The organism is Streptomyces atratus (assembly GCF_900119365.1).
In the GTDB taxonomy this organism is placed as follows: domain Bacteria; phylum Actinomycetota; class Actinomycetes; order Streptomycetales; family Streptomycetaceae; genus Streptomyces; species Streptomyces atratus_B.
On the sequence record NZ_FPJO01000021.1, the window covers coordinates 43,242 to 57,124 of the forward strand.

Sequence of the window (13,883 nt, forward strand, 5' to 3'; positions counted from 1 at the left end):
GTACCGCCTCCCCGGGCCTACGCCCCGTCCGCCGGTGCGGGCGCGAATTCGTGGAGCGCCTTGGTGACGATCGCTTCCAGATGGGAGTGGTGGGCGCCCCGCCAGTAGACGCGGTCGCACTCCGTGCACTGCGCGAAGACGTCGTACGAGCGCCGGGTGCCGTGCTCCAGGTGGTCGCTGACCGAGTCCTTGTCGGCCGTTCTCAGCGGGCCGTTGCAGGCGGTGCACCTGGTCCAGGGGGCGAGGTGCGGGGCGAACCGGCCCAGCACGTCGCGGAGTTGGTCCTCCGGGCGGTCGCTGTAGACGTACGCCCCGGCCCAGATCTCCCGGCGGTGCAGCAGCCCGCGGTCCCGCGAGAGCAGTACGCGCCGCTCGTCCGCCGACCGGGTGGCCAGCGCGGGATCGCCGATGTCCTCGCTCTCGTACGCCGCGTCCACGCCCAGCAGCCGCAGCCGCCGGGCCAGCGTGCCGAGGTGGACGTCGAGCAGGAACCGCAGCGGCGCACCCGGGACGTGCTGAGGGCGCTCCACGGCCCGTACCTCGACCAGTTCGCCGTCACCCGGGATGTGCGAGACGGGTGCGGGGCGGCCGTCGACCAGGATCTGTCCGGCCTCGGTGAGCGGGATGCCGAGCGACTCCACGACATGGCCGAGGGTGGAGGCGCCGTCGGTGATCACGGCCGTGCGTCCCCGGCGGCGTTCATGCGTGACGAAGAGCCGCAGCTCGGGGGCGACTTCGAGGTGGATCTCCGGTCCGTTCACCCCGTCAGGATGTCATCGGCCGGGGTGTGTCGGCCAGGGGGTTTCGATCGACCGCGTGCGCGGTCAGGGGCGGAAGGCGGCGGCGTGCTCCTCGGCCCAGGCGGCGAAGGTGCGGGCCGGGTGGCCGGTCAGCTTCTCGATGTCGCCGGTCACCTCGTCCGGGGAGCCGTCCGTGGCGGCCGCGTACGCGAGCAGCGCATCGGCGATCGGCTCGGGCAGATGGGCGGCCATGGACTCCTTCCAGGCCGCCCCGGACACGGTGTTGACGGTGATGGGGCGCCCGCTCGCCGCCGCCAGCAGGCCGACCTGTTCGGCGGCGGTCAGCGATTCGGGGCCGGTCAGGTGGTATGCCGCGCCCCGCAGGCGGGGGTCGGTGAGAACGGCGAGGGCGGCCTCGGCGATGTCCGCTCCGTCGATGGGGCTGCTGTAGCTGTTGGGGTAGGGGAGGTCGACGGAGCCGTGGGCCCGTACCGACTGTGCCCACTGGTACGCGTTGCTGGCGAAGGCCCCCGGGCGGAGCAGCGTCGTGGTGAGGGGCGAGGCGGCCAGGGCCTGCTCCACCGCGCGGTGGGAGGCGGCGATCGGGTTGTCCCCGGCGTCCGGGTCGAGGACCGAGCTGGACGAGAGCAGCACGATGTGGCCGACCCCGGCGGTCTCGGCGGCAGCGAGGAAGGCGTCGATGCCGGACGGTTCGGCGTAGAGGAAGACGGAGTCGATGCCGTCGAGAGCGGCCGCGAAGGTGGCCGGATCGCCGAGATCGCAGGCCACGACCGGTACGCCGGCGGGCAGTGCGGTGTCCGTGGCGGCGAGGTCTTCGGGCTTGCGCGAGGCCGCGCGGACGGTGTGGCCGTCGCGGTGCAGCAGCGGGACGAGCGTGGCGCCGATACGGCCGCGGCATCCGGTGACGAGCGTGTGCATGACGGAGGAACCTCTCCTCTGAAGATATGGCTGCGCTGCGCATAAGTTGCGCCGCGCAGATAAATATCCCGGAGGAGTGCCCGACCGTCAAACGTTTTCGGCAGGCGGCAACGAAGGCGGCAACGCAGGCGCCGACGGGGCGGGGGCGGGGCGCCTCTACAGTTCCCACATGAAGATCACCGACCTCGGACCCGGCGACGCCAGACTGGCCGACGACCTGCTTCCCGTCCTGCGTGAACTCCGACCCCACCTCACCGAGGACCTCTTCCGGGAGGTGTACGAGCGGGGGTACGGGCAGGGCCTGCGGTTCAGCGCCGCCTACGACGACCGGGGCGTCTGCGTGGGCGCGGCCGGGTGGCGCGTCATCGACAACACCAGCCAGATCCGGATGCTGTACGTCGACGACCTGGTCACCGCCGAGGGCGCCCGCTCCACCGGGGTCGGCCGGAGGCTCCTCGGGCATCTGGAGGACCGGGCCAGGGAGGCGGGCTGTCTCCACCTCAGCCTGGACTCGGGCACGCACCGCACCGATGCCCACCGCTTCTATCTGCGGGAGCGGCTGGACATCGTCGCGTTCAACTTCGACAAGGCCCTCGGCTCGGACTGAGCGCCGACGACCGGACCCGGTCGGCCCCGGCCGGGCGCTCAGCGCGGCGCGAACGCCGTCGGGGGTACGCCGACCGTGGCCGTGAAGTCCCTGGTCAGGTGGGCCTGGTCGCTGTAGCCGAGCTCCGCCGCGAGCGCCGCCCAGTCCACCTGCCGGTCCGACTCGGCCCGCTCCAGCGCCTCGTGGATGCGGTAGCGGAGGATGACCCACTTGGGGCCGACGCCTACGTACGTGGCGAAGAGCCGCTGGAGCGAGCGCGACGACACCCCTTCCATGCGGGCGAGTTCGCCGACGCGGCGCACCGTGCGGTCCGTGCGCACCAGGTCGACCAGTGCCATCGCGCGCTCGGCCTGCGGGTCCGGCCCCGAGGCCAGCGCCAGCAGGTACGCGTCGAGCGCCGCCACCCGCGCGTCCTCGTCCGCCGGGCCGAGCACGTCCGACGGCGGGGCGGGCGAGGCGAACACGTCGTCGGCCGGAAGCCGCCGCCCGGTCCACTGCGAGACCGGCCGGTCCGGTGCGAACGGCCGGAAGCCGCCGGGCCGGAACTGCACCCCGCAGACCCGGCCCCGGCCCGCCAGCTTCTGCGTGAAGAGATCGAGCCCGATGCCCGAGACCTCCGCGAAATCGGCCTCGTCCCCGTACCGCTGGAAGACCAGGTTCACCGACGGGTGCGGCACCAGGTGGGAGGCGTACGGCTGGGGCAGGTCCCAGTCGATCAGCCAGTAGTGCTCCAGGTACGGCCGCAGCCCGGCGGCGGGTTCACGGCGGCGGAAACGTACCTGGGCGAAGAGCTCGGGGGCGTCGACGATGCCCCGGGTGTCGCGTCGAGGACCGGCCATGACGGCGATCCTATGGCGCGGGGTCCACCGGCGCGGGCGCCTGGGACGGACGGCCGGAGGGCGGGGGGCCGGTTGTCCCCGGGGGGTCGTAGAGGCGGTCCAGCCTCGTGTACGCGCCGTCGACGACGTCCTCGGCGTCCGCCGGCATCGCGCGCTCGGCCGGCCGGGCCGCCCGGTACGGGTGCGAGGAGGGCGGCGCCGGGCTACCGGCTCCACACATGCAGTGCGTCGCCCGCCTCCGACACCGTGTACCAGGTGCCGTCACCGAGGGCCGTGGGCGCGCCGGAGACCGGGAACGGGTACGTGAGCTGCGCGGTCAGCCGCATCCGCGCCCCGGCCGTGCTCACCAGCCAGTGGCGCGCCTCGCCGTACTCCTCGTCCCGCTCCGACGTACCGGCGACGACGGTCTCCTCGTCGAGGAAGCCGCACGCGTAGTCCCAGAGCGTCTCGTCGGCGTCCTGGTCGTCGGGATCGGCCCCGGGGTGGCGGGGGACGGTGTGCTCGGTGTCGAGTTCGGACAGTACGGAACCGTCGTCGGCCCGGTGCACGCCGAGGGTCTCCTCGTAATGAGTCACCGTCAGGAAGCGGTCGCCGGAGGGGCTCACATCCGTCAGGATCCGCTCGTCGTCGCAGAACCGCTCGACGGAGAGCTTCTCGCCGTCCCATCTGCCCCACAGCATCGGCACCCCGTCCTGCCCCTCGCCGACGCACAGCCCCATCCGGGCGGGGTCGGGGTGCGGGAAGTGGTCCGATCCGACCGCCGCGGTCTCCGCCTCCGCCCGGCCCAGCACCCGTCCGTCGGCGGCGTCGAGGACCAGCCACTCGTCCAGCGCCTCCGGATCGGGTCCGAACGCGGCGACCGGGCCGCGGACATGGGCCCACACGAGGTTTCCGTCCGCGGAGAACACGGCCGAGCCGCTGTCCGCGTAGAGATGGCGGCGGTCGGTCGCGTACTCCTCGTACGTGGTGTGGAGGGTGCGGCAGCTGCCCTCCCAGCAGCCGTGCCGGACCTCCCAGCGCACCGTCCCCGTCCGGTCCACGGCGCGCACCGCGTGCACCCCGGCGAAGACCGCGAGGCCGCCGTCCGGGGCCACCGTGCAGGTGCCGAAGCGGCGGGGCCAGGGCGCGGGGAAGCGGACCGCCGCCGCGTCCGGGGAATCGGGGTCGACGGCGGCCAGCTCGGTGTCACCGTGCTGGACGAGCAGGCGCCGGTTGCCTGCTGACCGCCCGTCACCGGGCGTGGGCCACCGCAGGAGATCCGGGGCGTCAGCCGCGTCCCGTACACGGTCCAGTGGTGCGGTGAGTGTGGTGACAAGGCGTGCGACGGCGGCATCGGCCATGTGGGCGGGCCCTCCCCCTCGTGCGTGAGTGCAGCGACTCGAACGTGAGTGCATCGGTACGAGGAGAACCGTACGGCCGCGGCCCGACGCGCATCAGCCCCGGTACGTGTCCGGGACGACGGCGACCGGGCAGGGCGCGTAATGGAGCACCGCGTGATTGACCGGGCCCAGCTGGAGCCCGTGCCATCCGCTGCTCCGCCGGGCGCCGACGACCAGCAGTTCCGCCCCCTCGGCGGCGTCGATCAGTACGTGGTGCGCCGGTCCCTGCGCGACCGATCGGCGGACGACCGTTCCGGAATCGTCCCCTTCGGCCATAGCCCCCAGGACCGCTTCGAGGTGCTCCTCGGCCCGTCGGCGCTGCGGGGAAGCGGGGGAGCCGGGGAAGGGAGGGTGGGTCAGGAGCTCGTGTGCCGGGCGGCGCCAGGCCCGTACGGCGACCAGCTCGGCGTGGCGCGCCGCGGCCTGGGCCCGTGCGAAGACGGCCGCCGCCGAGGGTGCGTCGGCGTCGCTGATCCCGACGACGACGCGGCCGGGTTCTGCCGGTGCGACCGGCGGGACCGCGGGAATCACCACGACCGGGCAGTGGGACCGGCCGGCCAGCGAGAGTCCGACGGAGCCGAGGAGCATTCCGCCGATCCGGCCCCGGCCCCGGGACCCCAGGACGACGAGTGCCGCCTTGTGGCTCTCCCGTACGAGTGCGGCCACCGGGTCCTCGGGCTGCACATCGGACACCACGCCCACCTCGGGCCTGAGGTCCCGCACGCGGTCCCGGGCCGAGGCGACGAGATGCTCGGCGAGGGCCTGTTCGCCGGGGTGCTCGTTGTCGGCGCCGGGCCGCAGCCCCTCGTAGTGCTCCCACAGCGAGGCGTGCACGATGCGCAGGGGGAGCCGGGAGCGTGCGGCTTCCGCCGCGGCCCAGTCCAGGGCCCGCAGGCTGCCCTCCGATCCGTCCACTCCGACGACCACGGGAAGCCGCATCGCGCACACCGCCTTCTCTCGGGGCCTCTTCCGGGCGTTCCTACGGTTCGATCGTCAGCACCCGGTCCAGGGGGCGGCGCGGCGTGCGCGGCCCGGTGGGCCCGTATCCCAGACGGATGATCATCTGGGGGTGCCCGGCGCCGTGGACCGGTTCGCGCAGGACCCAGCGCAGGTCCGGCCATTCCAGGGGCTGGGTCGCGAACGAGGTGGACACCTGCTCCAGCGTGGCGGTGAGCAGGACGCGCTCCAGCGCCTGACCGGCGCGCAGCCAGTCCGCCGGGCGGTCGCCCCCGGTGCTCAGCAGGGCCAGCTGGGGCCGGCGCTCGAACAGGACACGGGACCGGCCGACGAGGGGTGCGGTGCCGGCGAAGTCGCGGTTGGTCGCCCGCTCGGCGGCGTCGCGGGGGCCGAAGGCGTAGTCGGGGATGCCGTCGACCGGCGCGTCGGACTTCGTGTACCGGGTCCAGTGCTCCTGCTCGGCCTCCCGTGCCGGGTCCCTGCGGTCGTACCCCTCGGCGTCCCGGATCAGGCCGAGCACGGTCTCCAGATGGGGCCCGGTCAGGAACGCGAAGTCCGCGCCCTCGGCACCGGCTGCCGCTGCGAGGCGCGCCCGTACGTCGTCGGGGATCGCCTGCTCGTCGAACGGATAGCGGCTGGTGTGCCGGTCCGCGATCGCGGGATGGAGCGCGCGGAGCGCCTCGTCGGCCGGCCCGAGGGGGGTGTCGGGGCGGTCGTCCAGGCGTACGGAGGCCAGGAGGGCCGGCTCCGACGGCGAGGGCAGCAGCGCGGTGACCGCGTCCAGGCCGTGGTGGGCGGCGGAGACCCGCAGGTTGAGCAGGGCCGCGCCGCAGCCGATGTGAAGGGCGCGGGTGGAGGGGTCGGCCTCCGGCATCCGGCGCTCGAAGTCGGCGCGGAGGACGAGGGTGCGGCTGCGCCGCCCGTAGTGGAAGAGCCAGGGCTGGGCGTTGTGCATGGACGGAGCGGCGGTGGCGTCGGCGACGAGGTCGGTCACCACGGCGTCGGTGAGTGTCTCGGTGGACATCGGACCCCCGGAGGTCGGGAACTGTCGATGTCTCTCCAGCATGTATCAAGAGCAGCCGAGGCGATATGGGTCTTTCCTCCCGAAGCTCGTATTTCCTGCAGGTTTCGGGATCTCGCCGGACGGGGGATCGCGGAGGAGGGCGGGGTGCCGGCTTGGCTACGCGGGCGCCCCGAGCCGGGTGACCAGGTGGTGCCAGGCTTCCTCCAGGCGCTCCAGGGGCATGCCGCGCTCGGTGGTGAGGTGGTGGACGAGGGCGGTGTCGATGGAGCCGAGCAGGGTGTGCGCCAGCAGTTCCGGATCGCCGGGCACGTCGGCCTGCCGCAGCAGCATCGCGATGTGGTTGATGCGCAGATGGAGCGCCGGGACGGCGTAGTTGCGCAGCGGGTCGGTCCGGCTGGCCAGGATCAGCGGGTGGTGATCGCGTTCGTGGCGCAGGACGGCGGGCCCGAAGGCGTGCAGCCGATCTGCCGCCGAGGCGCCGGGGCCCAGTGGCGGTGGACCGGAGAGGAAGGCGGCCTGGAGTTGCTTCTCCCGGTGGTCCAGGAGCGCGATCAGGAGCCCGGCCCGGTCGCCGAAGCGCCGGAAGACGGTTCCCTTGCCCACTCCCGCGGCAGCGGCCACCGACTCCATGGTCAGGTCCGCCGCTCCGCACCCGGACAGGAGCCGGGAGGCGGCGTCCAGCAGGAGCGTGCGGTTGCGCGCCGCGTCCGCTCGTAGTTGCGGGGGTTCATCGGTCGGGGCGAGCGGGAGATTCATCCGCTCTTTTCCTGGTTCGGGCAGCCTCGGGGGAGGGGTGACGGAGCCGGTCATGACCTCAGCGTAACGCCCGGGAAGAATAAGTGGACCGTGGTCCGTTTAGCTGGTAGAACTTTAAGCGGACCATGGTCCGCTTGATTGGACTCAACCGCCTCGCCGCCTTCCGGGAGTTCCCATGTCTGTACGCATCCTCGCCCTCGTCGGCAGCCTCCGCGCCGGCTCGCACAACCGTCAGCTCGCCGAGGCCGCTGCCAAACACGCCCCCGAGGGCGCCGAGATCGAGCTGTTCGAGGGTCTGGCCGATGTGCCCTTCTACAACGAGGACATCGACGTCGAGGGAAGCGTCCCGGCGGCCGCCGCCCGGCTGCGTGAGACGGCGGCAGGGGTCGACGCCCTCCTGCTGTTCTCGCCCGAGTACAACGGCACCATGCCGGCCGTCCTGAAGAACGCCATCGACTGGCTGTCGCGCCCGTTCGGCGCCGGCGCCGTCTCCGGCAAGCCGGTCGCCGTGGTCGGCACCGCCTTCGGTCAGTACGGCGGCGTCTGGGCGCAGGACGACGCCCGCAAGTCCGTCGGCATCGCGGGTGCCGTGGTCCTGGAGGACGTCAAGCTGTCCATCCCCGGCTCCGTGACGCGCTTCGCCGACACCCACCCCGCGGACGACGCCGAGGTCGTCACCGCGATCACCGAGGTCATCGCCCAGGTGCGCTCGGCCGTCCCGGTGGCCGCCTGACCTCCGGGGCCTGTCAGGCCCTGCGCATACGGCGGCGGCGCGGGCGAGAACGCTTGGCCGCCGCCGTCTTCATGTTCCGGCAGTCCCGGGGCGGGTGAGCGCGCCCCGCCACGGCATCGCGCCGAACGGGCCCGGGTCAGGGCCAGACCAGGCAGTACGCCTGGTGCCCCGCGTCGTGCAGCCGGTGCGAGAAGTCCTGCCACTCGTGCAGGAGTTGGTAGACGTTGAACGCGTCGCGCGGGCCGCCGCGGTCCGGGACCGTGGACCAGATGAACGCCGCGGCACCCACCGACTCCTCGCCGACGCCGCGCAGCGGGTCGACGACCGTCATCGGGAGCTTGACCACCGCGTAGTCGGGGTGCAGCACGACCAGTTCCAGCGGGGGGACCCTGTGCAGGGGTATGCCCTGTATTCCGGTGAGGACCATCGCCGCCACCGTCTCCGGCTTGATCTTGGTGAACATGCCGCCCATGCCCAGCTCGTCACCGCCGAGCTCCTCGGGGCGCATCGAAATGGGCACGCGTGCCGCGGTGGCCCCGTCGGGGGCACCGAAGTACTTGTAGGTCACCCCCACCCGGCCACCACTCCTGCTTCCGGCTTCGCCACCCTGCGTACCACCGGCCCGTATGCCTTGCTCGCGCTCCGCTTCACGCCGGTGCCGACCCCGCCGGGCAGGCTCGGGCCCCAGGTCGTCGGTCCCTTCGCCCACTCCGCCACCGCGATGCATATCTCATCCACCCGACTACTACTTAGGAGACACAGCCCCCGCCGCGCAACCCGATCATCGTGCCAGTGACCTCCCCCGCGGGCGTGCGGTGAAACACCTGTCCGCAAGACCGTCCGTGGCTCTGACACCATGGCTTGTGTGAGCTTTCCCTATGACGCCCCAGTTTCGCAGACGCTTTTCGACCGCGCGTCCCTCGTGACGCCCGGCGGCGTGAACTCTCCCGTCCGTGCCTTCCGAGCCGTGGGCGGTACGCCCCGCTTCATGGTGTCCGGCAGCGGTCCTTACCTCACCGACGCCGACGGCCGTGAGTATGTCGACCTCGTGTGCTCGTGGGGGCCGATGATCCTCGGCCACTCCCACCCGGAGGTCATCGCCGCAGTGCAGGAGGCCGTCGCCCGCGGCACCTCGTTCGGTACGCCCGGTGAGGGCGAGGTCGCGCTCGCCGAGGAGATCGTGGCCCGGATCGAGCCCGTGGAGCAGGTGCGACTGGTGTCGTCCGGCACCGAGGCGACCATGTCCGCGATCCGGCTGGCCCGCGGGTTCACGGGCCGGGCCAAGGTGGTGAAGTTCGCCGGCTGCTACCACGGCCACGTCGACGCGCTGCTCGCCGCCGCCGGATCCGGGGTCGCGACCTTCGGCCTCCCGGACACCCCCGGGGTCACCGGCGCGCAGGCCGGCGACACGATCGTGCTGCCGTACAACGACCTGGACGCCGTCCGCGAGGCGTTCGCCGCGCACCCCGGCGAGATCGCCTGCGTGATCACCGAGGCGTCGCCGGGCAACATGGGCGTCGTACCGCCGCTGGACGGTTTCAACGCCGGGCTCAAGGAGCTCTGCGCCGCGGGCGGTGCGCTCTACATCTCCGACGAGGTCATGACCGGGTTCCGTACGTCGAAGGCCGGCTGGTTCGGCGTCGACGGGGTGCGGCCCGACCTGATGACCTTCGGCAAGGTCATGGGCGGCGGCTTCCCGGCCGCGGCCTTCGGCGGGCGCGCGGACGTGATGGCCCACCTCGCCCCGGTCGGCCCCGTCTACCAGGCGGGCACCCTCTCCGGGAACCCGATCGCCACCGCCGCCGGTCTCGCCCAGCTGCGACTGCTCGACGACGCGGCGTACGCCAAGGTGGACGCGGTCTCCGCGGAGATCCGAGGCCTGGTCAGCGAGGCGCTGGCCAAGGAAGGCGTGGCGCACACGGTGCAGGCGGCGAGCAACATGTTCTCCGTCTTCTTCACCGACCGCCCGGTGCGGAACTACGAGGACGCCAAGCAGCAGGAAGCTTTCCGCTTCACCGCCTTCTTCCACTCGCTGCTGTCGCAGGGCGTCTACCTGCCGCCGTCGGCCTTCGAGTCCTGGTTCGTCTCCACCGCCCACGACACGCGGGCCGTCGAGCGCATCGCCGCCGCCCTGCCCGCTGCCGCCCGCGCCGCCTCGGAGGCCACCGCATGAGCGAGAACGGAAACCGCAAGGAAGACGGAGGCCGCAAGGACAAGGACATCACCGTCGTCCACCTGATGCGGCACGGCGAGGTGCACAACCCGGAGGGCGTGCTCTACGGCCGCCGCCCCGGCTACCACCTCTCCGAACTCGGCCGGCAGATGGCCGACCGGGTCGCCGAGCACCTCGCGGGCCGCGACATCACCCATGTCGTCGCCTCCCCGCTGGAGCGCGCCCAGGAGACGGCCACGCCGATCGCCAAGACGCACGGCCTGGGGCCGGCCACCGACGCGCGGCTCATCGAGGCGGCCAACGTCTTCGAGGGCAAGACCTTCGGCGTCGGCGACGGCGCGCTGCGCAAGCCGGACAACTGGAAGCACCTGACGAACCCGTTCCGGCCGTCGTGGGGCGAGCCGTACATCGAGCAGGTCGTACGGATGATGGGCGCGCTGGACGCCGCGCGCGACGCGGCCCGCGGCCACGAGGCGGTCTGCGTCAGCCACCAGCTGCCGATCTGGATCGTGCGGAGCTTCGTCGAGCGGCGGCGGCTCTGGCACGACCCGCGCAAGCGGCAGTGCACCCTCGCCTCGCTGACCACCTTCACGTACCAGGGCGACAAGATCGTGTCGGTCGGGTACTCGGAGCCGGCGCGGGACCTGGTGCCGGCGCATCTGCGGGCCGGGGCGAAGCCGGTGAAGGGGAAGTCGAAGGCGTTCGGCGCGTAGCCGGCCGACGGGCCGGCGGGGCGAGCGGGGTGCGGGGGCCCCGGTCCCGGTCGGCGGGTGCCGATTCGACCTCGGTCGACGTTTTGTCCTCAATCGCCGGACGGGCTTGATCTTTCACCCGTCCGGCGATTGCTGTCTTCGGTGGTGGTTGAAGCGCTGCTCCCGCCCCGCGCCACCTGCTAGGTCATGTGTTCGACCATGGCTGGTGGCCTGGTCACGCAAAGAATCACGTACTAATTCGCGGAACCCCCGTGTCGAATCCCTCATCTAAGCCTTCGCCGGTTTGTATGAAAATAAGGCAAAACGACCGCAGATGGGGTAATCATGCGTGACATCAGCCGAAGGGGTCTGCTCGGAGCCGGGCTTGGAACTGCCGCCGCCGTCGGAGTGGCGGGCTGCGGCGCCTTCGGTTCCTCGGGCGGGAGCCGGTCGGGGACCACGGGGGAGAAGGGTTCCGACGGAAGCACTCGCGGAACCGGGTCCGCGAAGAAGGACGTGCGGAAGATCGGGGACGGTTCCACCGCGGACACCGGGAAGCAGCCGCATCAGCCCGCCAAGCCGGTCCCGCTCGAACCCGGTCAGACGCCGCCGCAGTTCGTGATCTTCTCCTGGGACGGGGCGGGCGAGGTCGGCAACGGACTCTTCCCGCGCTTTCTGGAACTCGCCAAGGATCATGACGCGGCGATGACCTTCTTCCTGTCCGGGCTCTATCTGCTGCCCGAGTCGAAGAAGTCCATGTACCGGCCGCCCAACAACCCCGTCGGCGCTTCCGACATCGGATATCTCACCGACGGTCACATCAAGGAGACGCTGAAGAACGTCCGTCAGGCCTGGCTTGACGGGCACGAGATCGGAACCCACTTCAACGGGCATTTCTGCAGCGGTTCCGGATCGGTCGCGAACTGGTCCTCCGCCCAGTGGCGGAACGAAATCGATCAGGCGGTCTCCTTCGTCACCGAATGGCGTACGAACACCGGCTGGACCGACCTCGATCCGCTGCCCTTCGACTACCGCAAGGAACTGGTCGGCGGCCGCGCCCCCTGTCTGCTCGGCCAGGAGAATCTGCTGCCCACGGCGAGCAAGCTCGGCTGGCGCTACGACGCCAGCTCACCCGGTGGCACCCAGGTCTGGCCCAAGAAGCGGGAGGGTGTCTGGGATCTGCCGCTCCAGGCCATGCCGTTCCCCGGGCACACCTTCGAGGTCCTCTCGATGGACTACAACATCCTCGCCAACCAGTCGCTGAATTCGACCAAGGGCATGCCCTCGCGCTATCCCGAATGGCGCGAGCAGGCCACTCAGTCGTACCTCTCCGGTTTCAACCGCGCGTACTCGACGAATCGCGCGCCCTTCTACATCGGAAACCACTTCGAGGAGTGGAACGGCGGCATCTACATGGACGCCGTCGAGGAAGTGCTCAAGAAAATCGCGGGCAAGCCGGATGTGCGGCTCGTCTCCTTCCGGCAGTTCGTCGACTGGCTCGACGTCCAGACCCCGGCCGTACTCGACAAGCTCCGCACGCTGGGGGTCGGGCAGTCCCCCGAAGGCGGCTGGAACGCCTTCTTTAAACAAGCCTGACAACGGGCTTTACGGGCACCGAGGGGGGTGCCCGAGATCGTCGGAACAGCCATGCGAAACTTTTCACATGAGCTATGGCCGCGCACCCCGACGCCGCTTCACCCTGCTCGCCGCCCCCGCAGCGGCCGCCGCACTCGCCCTCACGCTGACCGCGTGCGGCGGGGACGGCAACAAGGCCGGAGGCGGTGGCAATACGAACTTCGTCACGGGCAGTGGCGGTATCTCCACCGTGGACAAGGGCGACCGCAAGGCCGCCCCGAAGCTGGACGGCGAGACCCTCGACGGCAAGCAGCTCGACGTCGCCGACTACAAGGGCAAGGTCGTCGTACTGAACATGTGGGGCTCGTGGTGCGGGCCCTGCCGCCTGGAGGCCCAGTACTTCTCGCGGGTGGCGAAGGAGACGAAGGACAAGGACGTCCAGTTCGTCGGGATCAACACCCGGGACGCCAAGAAGGGCCCCGCGATCAGCTTCGAGAAGGACTACGGGGTCCCCTACCCGAGCCTCTACGACCCGACCGGCAAGCTCATGCTCCGCTTCCCCAAGGGCACGCTGCGTCCGCAGGCCATTCCGTCGACCGTGGTGCTGGACCGGGACGGCAAGATCGCCGCCCGTTCGCTGACCGCGCTCGACTCCGACAAGCTGCACAAGATGATCGACCCGCTGATCGCGGAGAAGTGATTCCGTGCACACCCTTGCCGCGCTCCAGGGCGAGAACCCGACCATCGTGGACGGGGCGCTGATCGTCGCCCTGCCCGTCGCCGTACTCGCCGGGCTCGTCTCGTTCTTCTCGCCGTGCGTCCTGCCGCTCGTCCCCGGTTACCTCAGTTACGTCACCGGGGTCAGCGGCACGGACCTGGCGCAGGCCCGGCGCGGGCGGATGGTCGCGGGCGCCTCGCTCTTCGTGCTCGGCTTCACCGCCGTGTTCGTCTCCGGCGGCGCTCTCTTCGGCTTCTTCGGCCAGACCCTCCAGGACCACAGCGAGACGCTCACCAAGATCCTCGGCGTGCTGATGATCCTGATGGGGATCTTCTTCATGGGCCTGATGCCCTGGATGACGCAGCGTGAGTTCCGTATCCACAAGAGGCCGGTGACCGGGCTGGCGGGCGCACCCGTGCTGGGCGCCCTCTTCGGGATCGGCTGGACCCCGTGCCTCGGCCCGACGCTCAGTTCGGTGAGCATCCTCGCGATGAACCAGGGCACAGCCGGACGCGGGGCGATACTGACCGTCGCGTACTGCCTCGGGCTCGGTCTGCCCTTCGTGCTCGCGGCAGTCGCCTTCCGCAAGGCGCTCGGCGCGTTCGGCTGGGTCAAGCGGCACTACGCATGGGTCATGCGCATCGGCGGCGTCATGATGATCGCGACCGGTCTGCTCCTGCTGACCGGTGTGTGGGGCACGATGATGCAGCAATTGCAGGGCTGGTCCAACGGCTTCACGGTGGGGATCTGA

16 protein-coding genes are annotated in these 13,883 nt (G+C 71.3%); 7 read left to right on the forward strand and 9 right to left on the reverse strand.

Going from position 1 to position 13,883, the window contains the following annotated elements; all coding sequences use genetic code 11:
• Window positions 1–17: 17 nt before the first annotated feature.
• Both BT364_RS28455 and BT364_RS28460 read right to left on the reverse strand, forming a co-directional pair.
• Window positions 18–761, reverse strand: coding sequence for a Mut7-C RNAse domain-containing protein (locus BT364_RS28455; RefSeq protein ID WP_072488101.1), 744 nt, complete (start codon window positions 759–761; stop codon window positions 18–20).
• Between the two features lie 63 nt (window positions 762–824).
• The gene (locus BT364_RS28460) at window positions 825–1,679 is read right to left on the reverse strand and encodes an NAD(P)H-binding protein (RefSeq protein WP_072488102.1); all 855 of its coding nucleotides are present in this window, start codon (window positions 1,677–1,679) and stop codon (window positions 825–827) included.
• 169 nt (window positions 1,680–1,848) lie between these two features.
• Here BT364_RS28460 and BT364_RS28465 point away from each other — a divergent pair, with 169 nt between their 5' ends.
• On the forward strand, window positions 1,849–2,286 hold the full coding sequence (locus tag BT364_RS28465) for a GNAT family N-acetyltransferase (RefSeq protein ID WP_072488103.1): 438 nt from the start codon (window positions 1,849–1,851) through the stop codon (window positions 2,284–2,286).
• 38 nt (window positions 2,287–2,324) lie between these two features.
• On the opposite strand, the gene BT364_RS28470 is transcribed toward BT364_RS28465, so the two are convergent.
• The 5 genes from BT364_RS28470 to BT364_RS28490 form a co-directional block, all read right to left on the reverse strand.
• Window positions 2,325–3,125 (reverse strand): helix-turn-helix domain-containing protein, encoded by an 801-nt coding sequence (locus BT364_RS28470; protein ID WP_072488104.1) that lies wholly within the window; start codon window positions 3,123–3,125, stop codon window positions 2,325–2,327.
• Window positions 3,126–3,328: 203 nt separating this feature from the next.
• Window positions 3,329–4,465 (reverse strand): hypothetical protein, encoded by a 1,137-nt coding sequence (locus tag BT364_RS28475; RefSeq protein WP_072488105.1) that lies wholly within the window; start codon window positions 4,463–4,465, stop codon window positions 3,329–3,331.
• Window positions 4,466–4,558: 93 nt separating this feature from the next.
• Complete coding sequence (locus BT364_RS28480; RefSeq protein ID WP_072488106.1) at window positions 4,559–5,443, reverse strand: universal stress protein; 885 nt, start codon at window positions 5,441–5,443, stop codon at window positions 4,559–4,561.
• Window positions 5,444–5,483: 40 nt separating this feature from the next.
• A complete protein-coding gene (locus tag BT364_RS28485) occupies window positions 5,484–6,485 on the reverse strand; it encodes an Acg family FMN-binding oxidoreductase (RefSeq protein WP_072488107.1) in 1,002 nt (333 codons plus the stop codon).
• A 156-nt stretch (window positions 6,486–6,641) separates the two neighbouring features.
• Window positions 6,642–7,295, reverse strand: coding sequence for a TetR/AcrR family transcriptional regulator (locus tag BT364_RS28490; protein WP_072488108.1), 654 nt, complete (start codon window positions 7,293–7,295; stop codon window positions 6,642–6,644).
• 121 nt (window positions 7,296–7,416) lie between these two features.
• Here BT364_RS28490 and BT364_RS28495 point away from each other — a divergent pair, with 121 nt between their 5' ends.
• Window positions 7,417–7,974 carry an NAD(P)H-dependent oxidoreductase gene (locus tag BT364_RS28495; protein WP_072488109.1) on the forward strand — a complete coding sequence of 186 codons (558 nt, stop codon included), beginning with the start codon at window positions 7,417–7,419 and terminating at the stop codon, window positions 7,972–7,974.
• Between the two features lie 136 nt (window positions 7,975–8,110).
• On the opposite strand, the gene BT364_RS28500 is transcribed toward BT364_RS28495, so the two are convergent.
• Entirely contained in the window at window positions 8,111–8,548 is a 438-nt protein-coding gene (locus BT364_RS28500; RefSeq protein WP_256260256.1) for a hypothetical protein, read from the reverse strand.
• On the reverse strand, window positions 8,539–8,712 hold the full coding sequence (locus tag BT364_RS43375; protein ID WP_256260257.1) for a hypothetical protein: 174 nt from the start codon (window positions 8,710–8,712) through the stop codon (window positions 8,539–8,541). Before BT364_RS43375 ends, BT364_RS28500 begins: the two co-directional genes overlap by 10 nt.
• A 118-nt stretch (window positions 8,713–8,830) precedes the next feature.
• Between BT364_RS43375 and hemL the strand changes: the two genes are divergently transcribed.
• The 5 genes from hemL to BT364_RS28525 all read left to right on the forward strand — a co-directional run bounded on the left by hemL (window position 8,831) and on the right by BT364_RS28525 (window position 13,883).
• On the forward strand, window positions 8,831–10,147 hold the full coding sequence (gene hemL, locus BT364_RS28505) for a glutamate-1-semialdehyde 2,1-aminomutase (RefSeq protein WP_371268660.1): 1,317 nt from the start codon (window positions 8,831–8,833) through the stop codon (window positions 10,145–10,147).
• Complete coding sequence (locus BT364_RS28510; RefSeq protein ID WP_072488112.1) at window positions 10,144–10,860, forward strand: histidine phosphatase family protein; 717 nt, start codon at window positions 10,144–10,146, stop codon at window positions 10,858–10,860. Before hemL ends, BT364_RS28510 begins: the two co-directional genes overlap by 4 nt.
• 324 nt (window positions 10,861–11,184) lie before the next feature.
• Window positions 11,185–12,435: a polysaccharide deacetylase family protein gene (locus BT364_RS28515; RefSeq protein ID WP_072488113.1), complete on the forward strand. Its 1,251-nt coding sequence runs from the start codon at window positions 11,185–11,187 to the stop codon at window positions 12,433–12,435.
• A gap of 67 nt (window positions 12,436–12,502) precedes the next feature.
• Window positions 12,503–13,114 (forward strand): TlpA family protein disulfide reductase, encoded by a 612-nt coding sequence (locus BT364_RS28520; RefSeq protein ID WP_072488114.1) that lies wholly within the window; start codon window positions 12,503–12,505, stop codon window positions 13,112–13,114.
• A 4-nt stretch (window positions 13,115–13,118) separates the two neighbouring features.
• A complete protein-coding gene (locus BT364_RS28525) occupies window positions 13,119–13,883 on the forward strand; it encodes a cytochrome c biogenesis CcdA family protein (protein ID WP_072488115.1) in 765 nt (254 codons plus the stop codon).